The following is an 11664-nucleotide window of genomic DNA, read 5'->3' on the forward strand; positions in this document are numbered from 1 at the left end:
CCTGATCGAGCGATTCTGGAAATTCTTCAAGAAGCAAGTGCTTTACAATCGTTATTACGAGCGGTTTGCCGAGTTCCGAATAGCCTGCTAAAGAGTTTTTTGCGGAGCTGGATCTCTATGCGCCCCAACTGCGCACGCTGCTTGCTGAGAACTTCCAGATTATCGGTAATTGAGAACCGAAATCCTGCATTCGCTAGGTATAACTGTGCTCGTGCGGCATCACTCAAAAACCCGAGTCATCCCAGTCGGCATCTCACTGCAGCGGCGACAGAGGCAATCCCATAAATGCGGCAACCCCTGATCGCGCAAGACTTGAGCGATCAGGGGTTGCAGGATGAATCGAGACATAAGCGGCGGACGATGATCCCGTGCCCGCCCCGCTCTGAATACCGCTCGGCAGACCGAGGCTATCCCTTAGCCGACGTGATCCTGTAAAGATCTCTCTTGGGGCCGCCATCCTCGCCATAGCTGACCCACTTGCGATGCAGATCCAGCTGAAGCTGGACATTGCGGGAGGGGTCATTCAGATAGACGGACCAGGCATCCCGGTTCGTTTCACGGAATTTGTAGGTGGGCTTCCCACTCGCGTCATACTCGGACCAGACATTGGCCCCGGTCTTGACGTACTTGCCGTTCGGCACCTGCACCTGGGACACGTTGAGGGGAAAAGGGGACGGATTTATTTCTTGCTGCGGCGACAACCGCATCCTGAGCTTCGGCATCGAGAAGGCATTGGTAAAGGCGACGATGCGGGGCAACGTCAATCCCTATTTCGGCGTCTACAAGGAACCGCAGTACAAGACCCAGATCCGCCTGACACCCATCCCGGACCAGGACTGGGACAAGGCCATCGCCAAGATCGGCGCCAATGCCGCCCTGGTCTCACAGCTGCTCATGGGCCAGATGCCCGACCGCATCGACCAGGTGTTCGCCGGCATGCGCCTGCACCTGCTGCCCCGCAGCCGCGACGACTTCGCCCTGACCCAATGCTCCTGCCCCGACTATGCCAATCCCTGCAAGCACATCGCCGGGGTCTACTACCGTCTGGCCGGCATGCTGGACGACGATCCATTCCTGCTGTTCGAGCTGAGAGGGTTGTCGCGCGAGCGGCTGCACCAGTCCCTGAGCGAGACCCCGCTGGGCCGGGCGCTGGTTTCGGTCATGGACGAACGCGAGGAGGCGATCGAACCCGCCGACTCCTTCTTCACCCGACCGCGGACCGCCGAGTCGGCGCCGGACTATCGGGACTTCTGGAACGGCCGAAAATGTCTGCCGACCGAGATCGAGCCGGCAACGCCGCCGGTCGTGCCGGGAATCCTGGTGCGGAAGGCCGGGGATTTTCCGGGGTTTTGGGAGCGGGATAATTCGTTTGTGGAGGTGATGGAGGAGTTGTATGGGAGGGTGCGAGGAAAGAGCAAAGGGGTTTTGTAGAGATACCACACATGGGTCGAATCGGATCCCTCGCCCGATTCTGGCCCGAAAATCCCCGGCAATATCAACTTATCCTGTCACGCACGCCCTGATATGTGCTTTTCGGCGCAGTTATTAGGCGCATTCGCCCCGATTAGCCGGAAATAGCCGGTTATCAGGGCGTGGGCGCCTTGACAAGTGACCGAGACGCAAAAATCCGAGCGAAAACGCCCGAAAACTGGGGTAATATCAGGTTGTCAGGGCCGGATGGCTCAGATACTCAATCATGCGCTTACGTCGCGTTGGAAAATGCACCAAATTAATTAAGGATAAACCTATGAATAAAATTCCTTTCTTCCTTTCGCTTCTAGTAGCTGGTGCACCATTAACGCTGAGCGCAGCAGTTATAGATCTTTCGTCTTGGAAAACAAACGGGCCAGGCACTTGGAAACTGCAAAGCGGTAACAATGCCGTCCTACAATCAGCTAATAGCCCCCCAACCGTTTATCATAACAACATAAACAGCCAAGGTCAGACCTTTTCATTTCAAATGGCTGTTCAGACAACTCAAGATGACGATTACATAGGTTTTGTTCTCGGCTACCAAGACGGCGATCTAGAAAGTTCGAGCGCCGACTACTTGCTTATTGACTGGAAGCAAAACACTCAGAACTGGTCTGGTGGGGGGACCGCTTCGGCGGGCCTTTCTATCTCTCATGTAACTGACGCACTACCAGAAGGACCGGGCGCATGGGCGCATAGTTTTCCAAAGGGGGTGGAAGAACTTCAAAGGGCTACGAATTTAGGAAACGTAGGTTGGAATGACAACACAATTTATAGTTTCGATGTCACTTTCACGAATGCCCTAGCAGAAGTATTTGTGAATGACAAAAAGGAGTTAAGCGTTTCAGGTTCTTTCTCGGATGGCGCGTTTGGCTTCTATAATTACAGCCAACCGAATGTGCTTTATTCTGGGGTCGAGCAAACCCCAGCAGTAGTCCCTATTCCTGCAGCTTTTTGGTTGTTTGGGTCCGGACTCCTAGGGATCTTAGGATGGAGAGCCAATGTAAATAGACCACGTAGCTGGAAGTGAGCAGAAGTAACCTTGAGAAATACTGCAATAATTTTCTAATCGGGCAAGGGCGGGTATTAACCCGCCGCCCCCCGTACAGATCCACGCGAGGAGAAAATTCGAGCCTGCCCTCTTTCTCTCGCCCTTCCCGTTCGTTTAATTCCCCAACAAGATGCCATTGTTGGCACTGCCACTCTGCAAAATATCCTCCGAATAAGTGTAGTCGAGCTTGAAGATGATCGCCGGGGAATAGCCGGTCGCCTTGTCCAGCGTCAAGGTTCCCCAACCGCCGGTTTCTTCGACATTTTGCAGGGTCGCAGCGCTCATGACGTCAGCAAAATCGATCGCCCCCGTGCAGGTAATGTCGGATGCCATGTTCGCGCTGTTCTGGTTGTTAATCGTGAATTTCAGATGGCTTGAGTATTGACTGGAAGCCCCTGTCATGTCGGAGCCGACCGGTGTGACGAAGAACTTCGTCGTCCATTGGTTCGAGGCTGAGGGCTGAAATGTAAAAGGCACCGATTTATCCGTACTGATGACACCGCCGGACTTACTGAAATCCGGCTTTTCATCCGCCTTGGTATCGTTGAACGCCTGGTAACCCCAGGCCGATCCACTTTGAATCTCTATCACAGTAGCCTGACCCATCAGGGTAGTGGCCCCTTCCTTGGTCGCGGTCTTTGTATCCTTATCGTAATGATTGACCAGCAAATAGCCTCGGACGGCTCGTGTCATCGATGGCAGACTGAACCGACCTTCGTAACTATCGGGGTCGTTATTCACAGGGGCGCCATCCCCTAGCGTTCCAGAGACGTCGAAGGTCACGATATCACCTGGGTAGGTGCTTCTGATGAACTCGTATTCCTGACATTCGTCGTTGTTGGTAGCGGACTTGTAAAAATACCGGTACCTCAGGTAGCCGTACGTGCTGGCCATATTGGTGATGCTGATCAGGGTGACGACGTTGTCCGGATTCGAAACAACAAATGGAAAAAGAAGATGATCCGCTTGGCCGAGCGGGCTAACGATCATTCCGGTCGTCAACGCCAGAATCTGGATTGTTTTCATCAAGCTAAAGTCCTCTCAATCAAATCGTCGAGCCCCGACCATCGCTTGATCCCAGACCGAGCGCTGTAGACGGTGATCGTCCTGGGCAAGGCGTGGCAGGATCCTGTGGTGGCAAGACTGGAGGTTAGCGGGGGCGCGATATGAGGTCAACGCACACAGGCCAACCGCTGGTCGCTCGGAAAAAGCAGCCCGCCACTCTGGCCCTTTTCAATGTCCCTGATCAACCTGAGGATGGCGTCGCGAACAGGTCGCGGTAACGTCGAGGCTGGGAGCGCAGATACTGTACGGGGGCCGAAACCGTTGCGCCGAGATGGGCTGCTGCGTGCCAAGGCCAGCGCGGGTCGTAGAGGATGGTCCGTCCCAAGGCGATCATGTCGGCATCGCCCGTGCCGATAATCCCCTCGGCCTGATCGTAGTCGGTAATCAGGCCGACAGCGACGACGGGGATGCCGACGTTCGCCTTGACCGCGCGGGCGAGCGGAACCTGATAGCTGGGGCCGACCGGAATAACCTGGTTCGGATGCAGACCGCCACTGGAGACATGAATGACGCTGCATCCGCATGCCTCCAACGCCTGCGCAAAGGCGATCGTCTGCTCGCTGTCCCAGCCGCCCTCGACCCAATCGGTGCCGGATACCCGCACGGAGACCGGCCGATCGGCGGGGAAGGCATTCCGCACGGCCTCGAACACCTCAAGCGGGAAACGCATGCGGTTTTCGAGACAACCACCGAATTCATCCTCGCGCCGATTGGACAGCGGCGAGAGGAACTGATGCAGCAGATAGCCGTGGGCGGCATGGACCTGAATGGCATCGATCCCGAGTCGTGCGGCGCGGCGGGCCGCCGATGCAAAGGCGTCACGCAGCTCGATCATCGCCTGGCGATCGAGCGCGATCGGCGCCCTATCGGTGGCACCGAAAGGCACTGCGGAGGGGGCGACGGTTTGCCAGCCATTGGCGTGATCGGGCGGAAGCTGCGCCCCACCCTGCCAAGGTAGATCGGTCGATGCCTTGCGCCCAGCGTGTGCGAGCTGGATGGCGATGGGCATGTCCGACCACTTGCGAACGGCCGACACGGTCGCGGCCATCGCGGCCTCGGCGGCATCGTCCCAGAGCCCGACATCCCCGTAAGAGATCCGACCCTCCGGTACCACGGCGGTCGCCTCGATCGTCAGCAAGGCCGCACCCGAGAGCGCGAGCTGGCCGAGATGGATCAGGTGCCAGTCGCTCATGCAGCCATCGGTGGCTGAATACTGGCACATGGGCGCGATCACGATGCGATTGGCGAGCTTGAGCGAGCCGATCGTCAAAGGTTCGAAGAGTTTCGGTGTCTGCATTTCGATCAACCTGTGAGTCGATGAAGGATCGGGGCCGTTCCCAGCCTTATAGCACCCAAATCAGAGCCTCAAAAATCCTGTATCTCCAGCGAACCGCCGATTCTGCAACGATGACCTCGTCGTAGCCCGAGGGCAGCCCGAACCTCGATTGGCATTCGGAATAAGCGATCCAGCTCACAACCCAGGGAAAAAACCGCACGGAATGGGTGACAACAGTGGGGTCGCGTTCGAGAATCAGGTCAAGAAAGCGCATAGCGAAACAGGCGGAGTCGCGATCCGATCGCAGTGTCTCCGTCCCATCGAGCCAGGCGCATCCGATTTCGCGCCCGCCTAAGCTGGGCAGGGTGCCAGGAGCGTGCCGGCACCGGTTTGGATTCCATGAGGGACGTAAGGCATGTCGACAATAACCCTAGACGCAGACGACCAGGAAATCATCGAGATCTTCGTCGAAGAGGCCGAAGAGGTCCTGCAGGAGATCGATCAGAACCTAAAAGCCCTGAAGGGCAACCCGAAGGACCGGAATGCACTCGGAGAAGTCCGTCGTGGCTTCCATACCCTCAAGGGTAGCGGTCGTATGGCCAAGGCCATGGATCTGGGCGAACTCGCCTGGAAGATGGAGAACATGTTGAACCGCGCGTTGGAGGGCAAAATCGCGATTGGCGAGCCCATGGTGACCTTGCTGGCACACTGCCATGGCGCCATGCCAAAGCTTGTCGATGACTTTAAGCGCCATCGCCCGTCCGACATGAACGCGGATATCCAAACCATGATGGCGCAAGCCGACGCGATCGCCAACGGTGAGCCTCAAGCCGCAGCCGCCAAACGACCGTCCGCCGCTCCATCGGGCGGGGGTAACGACATTCAGGCCAAGCTCGACGAGCTGCAACGCATAGTCGAGCAATCGGCCCGGCGATCCGACGAGGCACTCCATCGCGCCGAGATGGGCCTGCAGCAATCGCGCAAGCTCGCCAATCAGCTGGATACGATTGGCGCGGAGCTTCAAGGGCAGCCTGCTGGCGGCATCGACCTCAAACCGCTCTTTGAGCGCGTCAACACGCTGACACGGGATGTGCGCGAGCTGCGTGAGCTGTCGCGAGGCGCCCAACCGCCCGCAGGGACGCCCGATACGCGAGAACTGCAGCACCTCATCGACCAGCGCATTCGCGAGCGGACACACGGCAAAGACCGATCGCGCCAGGAACTGGAGGAGCGATTGGATGCCGTTCTTCAAGCCGCGCTGTCGGCGCGTCGCCTCGGCGTCTGGGCGCTGACGATCGGCATTCTATTGATGCTCGCGGCCGGCGGAACAGCGGCCTACTTCTTTCTCTGACGCCTTCCAAGACGACCTCAAACCACCCATGCGTCACACTGGCCAGCAAGGGTGGCCCCTGATGCAACAGCAAGCCCCCAGGCGCAGCCTCAGCCGCGCTTGGGGGCCTCGATCACGCGCGATTCGCAGACCCTGACCCTGGATTGACACAAGCCAATGCGGTCTCATGTCAAAGACGGCAGGTCTGGAATCATGGCCGAGGCGTCCCAATCCAGCATTGTAGGCGGATCAGTCTTGCCCAACCCGTGCGGGCGGGCTCGATTCATTCACGCTCGATGTACAGGGGAGACACACTATGAGCCAACTGACCCAAGAGACGTGCGAGGCATGCCGTGCCGACGCGCCGAAGGTATCGGATGAGGAGCTGGCGACGCTCATCAAGGACATTCCGGATTGGTCCACTGAAGTTCGCGACGGGGTCATGCAGCTCGAGAAGCGGTTCGAGTTTCCGGACTTCGCGCAGGCCCTGGCCTTTACCAACAGAGTCGGCGAGATCGCGGAAGCCGAAGGCCATCACCCCAAGCTAGTGACGGAATGGGGACAGGTCATCGTCACCTGGTGGTCGCATAAGATTCGCGGTCTACACCGCAACGATTTCATCATGGCCGCCAAGACGGACCAGCTCTGAGCATAACCGCCGCTCGGTGAGTCGCTCGAGCGTCGCATGGAATACTTGCCAAGGCTGTGCGGAGGCAGTCAGATGAGGCACGTCAGCTTCAGCTTCTTTCGCTATCGCACCACCCATGTCCCCAGCGCCTTCGTGCTGATGGGCTTTCAGGGACTGTTCAAGGGCGAAGAGGCCGCGTCCGGAAACCTGAAGCTGATGGGCTGCGGCGGTGACGGCGGCTTCTCGCTCCTTCCCGACCTCAAGACCTATTGTCTGGTGTGCTTATTGGACGATCCGACTCGAATGGATGCGATTCGAGACACCCGCCTGTATCGGTGGGTCAGCAGACCGGCGGTGGAGCAGCTGCATTTTCAGCTCACCCCACTGAGTGGACATGGCACCTGGGACGGTCGCGAGGTCTTCGACTATGCGGGCAACCAGGATCCAGAGCGCCCCTTCGTCGTTCTGACCCGGGCACGGGTGAAAGCGTCGCGTGTCCTGGACTTCTGGCGCGCCGTGCCGCGCGTACGAACGGATCTGCGGGACCACCCGGGGTGCGGCTATGCGCAGGGTATCGGCGAATACCCGTTGCTATCCCTGGCGACCTTCAGCGTCTGGGGAAGCCTCGATCAGATGCGCACGTTCGCCTACCGCGACTCGCCCCACCATGAGACCGTCCGATCCGCGAGGCGTGATCAGTGGCTGTCGGAATCGCTCTTCACGCGCCTGGCACTGGAGCGGATCGACGGCGATGTCGAGCGCTATCCAAAGCTGGAGCGACTGCTCCAGGAGCGGGGTCGTCGTCTGAGGTTTGCGGAGCCCGCCTTGGATGATGACATCATGCAATCTGGCTTGGCCGAGCAAGCCAGCATTGGAGAACGGCCATCAGACGCCCTGGCTCGATCGGCTTGACCAGGAAATCGCTCATACCCGCCTCCAGACATTGCTCCCGGTCTTCCGCGAAGACGTTCGCCGTCAGGGCGACGACGGGCACCTCTGCGGCCTGTGGCAATTTGCGAATCTGTCGAGTGGCTTCCAGTCCATCCATGACGGGCATCTGCACATCCATCAAGATCAAGTCATAGCGATTCAGCCGCACGAACTCCAGCGCCTCGGCCCCGTTCTCGGCTGCGTCAACGCTCAAATTCAAACCGGCGATGAGTCCCAGCGTGACCTCGCGATTGATCGGATCGTCCTCGACGAGCAAGAGGCGACGTCCTGCACAGCTTCGCTTCGCATCGGCTTGGATCGCCTGGTCGGGAGGCGTCTCGGTGTCGATTGGCGCGGGCTCGCCCCGCCGCAAACGCGCCGTCAACCAAAAGGTGCTGCCGACGCCAAGGGTACTGTCGACCCCCGCCTCCCCTCCCATCAAGCGCGCCAGTCGCTTCGTCAGGGCGAGACCGAGCCCGGTGCCACCGTAGCGTCGAGTGATCGACTGATCCGCCTGTTCAAAGTCGCTGAACAGCCGAGACTGTTGTTCGGCGGCAATGCCGATCCCGGTGTCCTCGACTTCGAAGCGCAGCGTGACGCTGTCGCCCAAGTCGGCTTCCAGACGCACCCGCAGCGTGATGGAACCGCTCTCGGTGAACTTGATGGCATTCGCCGCATAGTTGAGCAGCGCCTGTTGGATGCGCACGGGATCTCCGAGGAGATGTGTCGGTAGGGGCGGAATCTGAACGCGGAGCATCAGCTGCTTGGCCTCAACCCGATCCGACAGAATCGACACGATATTGCGCATGATCGCCTTGATCTGAACCTCGGACTCATCCAGGATCAGTTTGCCGGACTCGATCTTGGCTAGATCGAGGATCGCATTGATGATGCCCAGTAAATGGCGTCCGGCGACCTCGATCTTGTCGAGCTGCTCGCACTGCCGCTCGGTCAAACCTGTCTGACGCAGCAGATGACCGAGCCCCAGAATGGCGTTCATCGGGGTGCGGATCTCGTGACTCATGTTAGCGAGAAACGCGGATTTGGCCCGAGTGGCCGCCTCGGCCCGGTCGCGGGCCTCTTCGAGTTCGTGCGTCCGGGCCTTGACCAACTCTTCGAGGTGGCTGCGATGACGCTCCAGCTCATCGGTCAGGCGCCGCTTCTCGGTGATATCCTCCTTGACCCCCACATAGTGCGTCACCTCCCCAGTCACCGCGTGGAGAGGCGCGATCGCGGCGATCTCGTAATAGATCTCGCCGTTCTTGCGCCGATTGACGAACTCGCCGCGCCACGTCCGACCTTGGCCCAATGCCTCCCACAGATCTTGATAGGTCTCACGGGGTGTAAGACCGGATTGCAGCAGACGCGAATCCTGCTCTAGGACGTCGCTCTGTGTATAACCGGTCGTCTGCTCGAAGGCGGCATTCACATAGGCGATACGAGCCTCCACATCGGTAATCACGACCGCCGCTGGACTTTGCTCCACGGCAAGAGCAAGCATCCGCAGGCGTTCCTCCGCGCGGCGACGCTGGACCGTGCTCCAGATCAGATTGGAGATCAGTTGGACGGTCTCGATATCCGTCTCTGTATAGTCGCTCGGCTTGTTGCCGACCCCGGTGATCATGACCACGGAGCCCTGCTCGATCACCGGAACGGAGATCATTCTCGTGAGCTCCGCGTGCCCGGACGGCAGACCGCGCTTGCCTGGGGCGGTCGCATACTCGTTGAATATGACAGGGGCACGCGTGCGCACTGCATCCGCCCAGATGCCTGCTTGGGGCAAGGGATAATGGCTCTCATAGACCGCAGTGCAGTAGTCCTCCAAGGTCCGGCGTGACCAGGTGACCAGTTCGATAGTGGCGCCATCGTCGTTGACGAAGTGAATGAAGGCGATGCGGCTTTCGGTCAAATCCTCCGCCATCTCCTGCCCCGCCTGCATGAAGTCCTTCTCATCCAGCGTGTCGGCGAGGATGGGCAGGGCACGCAACGCCTCGGCGCGGCGGGCCAGAAACGCGAGCTGCTCGACGGACCGCTTACGCTCGGTGATATCGAGGTTGACGCCCGAAAGTCGAATCGGCTGACCGGCAGCGTCGTACTGCGCCTGTCCACGGCTGATCAGCCAGCGGATCTGGCCGTCAGGCCGGCGCACCCGGTATTCGACCTCGAACGGCTCCTGCCGCGCGATGGGGCCTTCCTCCAATTGGTCGAAGAGGTAGGCCAAATCCTCCGGGTCGACCATGGCACGCCAATCGGCGCCGCATCGCGGCCCACCGGATGGCGGCACGCCGTAAAGCGCTTCGCACATCGGCGACCAATAAACCTGATCGGTGCCCAAATCCCAGTCCCAGACCCCGATGTGCGCCGCCTCCTGGGCCAGCCGGAGAGATTGCTCACTGGCATGAAAGGCGTCTTCGGCTGCCTTACGCTCGGTAATGTCCTGAAGCGATCCGATCAGACGTCTGATGCGCCCATCCGAACCCCGCTCGACCTCCCCATGGACCAGACAGATCCGCATCGCACCATCCTCGCGAATCAATCGCAACTCCAGATCGTAGGCGGTGCCCAGCTGTAGCGCCTCTTCGACTGCGGCATTCAACCGCTGCCCATCCTCCGGTACATAGAGCGTCGACTGCTCCGCATAGGAAGGTGCCCCTTCGGTGGGATCGCGCTGAACAATGCGGAACAGTTCCTCGGACCAGGTCACGGTGTCCGTCGCAACCTCCCATTCCCAGCTACCGAGATGCGCAATCCGCTCAGTCCGCGCCAACATGGTGCGCTGCCGTTGCAGCGTAGCTTCCGAGCGCTTGCGCTCGGTGATGTCCTCGAAGACAGTCCCGAAGTGTTCCGGCTCCGGCGAGAAGATGCTGATTCGGAAGTGCCGGCCCAACGGCTTGAAGTACTGCTCAAAGATCTGTCCCTGGCCCGTCCGCGCAACCTGCGCGTAGCGTTCGAGAAAGGGCGCCAAACCTGTACCGTAAGCGACCGAGGCCAACCGGCCGACGACCGCCTCCCGCGTGAGGCCGGTCTGACGTTCAAAGGAAGGATTGACGTCGAGAATGAGGTAGTCCTGCGGAAAACCGGTTGCGTCATAGACCAGCCGATGCAAGGCCATGCCTTCCGACATCGCCGTAAAGGCCGCCTGAAAGCGCGCTTCCGTGGCCGCTTCCTGCTGCTGCGCCTCCATTTGGGCGGAAATGTCTTCGAAGAAGACGCCGACGCATTCAAGCGTGCCATTCGCCGGATCGCGCACCGGAACCACGCTGACGTTGACCCAGATGTGTGCCGCGCACTGGGGATTGAACACCCCCATGACGACAGGCCCCACCAGCTCGCCAGTGCGCAATCCGACCATGACCGGATGCTGCTCAGCAGGCAAGGACGAACCGTCCTCGCGGATGGCTTGCCAGAGCGAATCGACCGCGTGGACACCGCACATCTGATCAAGTGACAGACCGAGAATCCGCTCGGCCGCTGGATTGGCGGCCGTGATTTCTCCAAGGACATTCAGAAAGACGACACCCAACGGCAAGCTATCGAGCACCAGCTCGGTGCGTGGATAACACGGCCGTGTGCCTTGACCGTCAAATAAACCAGTGCTCATGAAGACTCATCCACAGTTTGGAGCAAGCACCAACTCCGGTGCGGCGTGGTAAAGTGGACCCTAAAAATCGGACAGTCATTTAAGTTGTCAGGCCGGCACGAAAGGGTTGATCACAATGGGTGAAGCAAAGCGCAAAACCTACGCCGCCGCGTTCAAAGCCAAAGTGGCCTTGGAGGCCATCCGTGGGGTGAAAACCGTCAACGAGATTGGCCAGGAGCACGGTGTGCACCCGGTTCAAGTTGGGCAATGGAAGAAGGAGATCTTGGAGCACGCCGGCACGCTGTTCGAGACCAAACGGGGGCGCAAACCT

10 protein-coding genes are annotated in these 11664 nt (G+C 59.4%); 6 read left to right on the plus strand and 4 right to left on the minus strand.

The annotated features are described in order from the left end of the window. Positions 1–407: 407 nt before the first annotated feature. The gene (locus THIDRDRAFT_RS22280) at positions 408–758 is read right to left on the minus strand and encodes a hypothetical protein (protein WP_086009942.1); all 351 of its coding nucleotides are present in this window, start codon (positions 756–758) and stop codon (positions 408–410) included. Between THIDRDRAFT_RS22280 and THIDRDRAFT_RS22285 the strand changes: the two genes are divergently transcribed. After that, entirely contained in the window at positions 748–1431 is a 684-nt protein-coding gene (locus THIDRDRAFT_RS22285) for an SWIM zinc finger family protein (protein ID WP_007043191.1), read from the plus strand. The two genes, THIDRDRAFT_RS22280 and THIDRDRAFT_RS22285, sit on opposite strands and share 11 nt — an antisense overlap. 316 nt (positions 1432–1747) lie before the next feature. Then, positions 1748–2503, plus strand: a complete 756-nt coding sequence (locus tag THIDRDRAFT_RS25050; RefSeq protein WP_007043192.1) for a hypothetical protein — start codon at positions 1748–1750, stop codon at positions 2501–2503. A gap of 135 nt (positions 2504–2638) precedes the next feature. On the opposite strand, the gene THIDRDRAFT_RS22290 is transcribed toward THIDRDRAFT_RS25050, so the two are convergent. Continuing rightward, a complete protein-coding gene (locus tag THIDRDRAFT_RS22290; RefSeq protein ID WP_007043193.1) occupies positions 2639–3550 on the minus strand; it encodes a hypothetical protein in 912 nt (303 codons plus the stop codon). Between the two features lie 220 nt (positions 3551–3770). After that, complete coding sequence (locus THIDRDRAFT_RS22295) at positions 3771–4886, minus strand: NADH:flavin oxidoreductase/NADH oxidase (protein ID WP_007043194.1); 1116 nt, start codon at positions 4884–4886, stop codon at positions 3771–3773. 394 nt (positions 4887–5280) lie between these two features. Between THIDRDRAFT_RS22295 and THIDRDRAFT_RS22305 the strand changes: the two genes are divergently transcribed. The 3 genes from THIDRDRAFT_RS22305 (at position 5281) to THIDRDRAFT_RS22315 (ending at position 7735) form a co-directional block, all read left to right on the plus strand. Then, positions 5281–6216, plus strand: a complete 936-nt coding sequence (locus THIDRDRAFT_RS22305) for an Hpt domain-containing protein (RefSeq protein WP_007043195.1) — start codon at positions 5281–5283, stop codon at positions 6214–6216. Between the two features lie 295 nt (positions 6217–6511). Continuing rightward, positions 6512–6844, plus strand: coding sequence for a 4a-hydroxytetrahydrobiopterin dehydratase (locus THIDRDRAFT_RS22310; protein WP_007043196.1), 333 nt, complete (start codon positions 6512–6514; stop codon positions 6842–6844). Between the two features lie 72 nt (positions 6845–6916). Continuing rightward, positions 6917–7735, plus strand: coding sequence for a hypothetical protein (locus tag THIDRDRAFT_RS22315; protein WP_007043197.1), 819 nt, complete (start codon positions 6917–6919; stop codon positions 7733–7735). Here the strand turns inward: THIDRDRAFT_RS22315 and THIDRDRAFT_RS22320 are convergent. Then, the gene (locus tag THIDRDRAFT_RS22320) at positions 7662–11354 is read right to left on the minus strand and encodes a PAS domain S-box protein (protein WP_007043198.1); all 3693 of its coding nucleotides are present in this window, start codon (positions 11352–11354) and stop codon (positions 7662–7664) included. The two genes, THIDRDRAFT_RS22315 and THIDRDRAFT_RS22320, sit on opposite strands and share 74 nt — an antisense overlap. A gap of 115 nt (positions 11355–11469) precedes the next feature. On the opposite strand from THIDRDRAFT_RS22320, the gene THIDRDRAFT_RS22325 reads away from it, so the two are divergent. Next, positions 11470–11664, plus strand: a 195-nt coding sequence (locus tag THIDRDRAFT_RS22325; RefSeq protein ID WP_007043199.1) for a transposase, incomplete at its 3' end; no start/stop codon positions are given.

This window comes from Thiorhodococcus drewsii AZ1 (assembly GCF_000224065.1).
Taxonomy (GTDB): Bacteria; Pseudomonadota; Gammaproteobacteria; order Chromatiales; family Chromatiaceae; genus Imhoffiella; species Imhoffiella drewsii.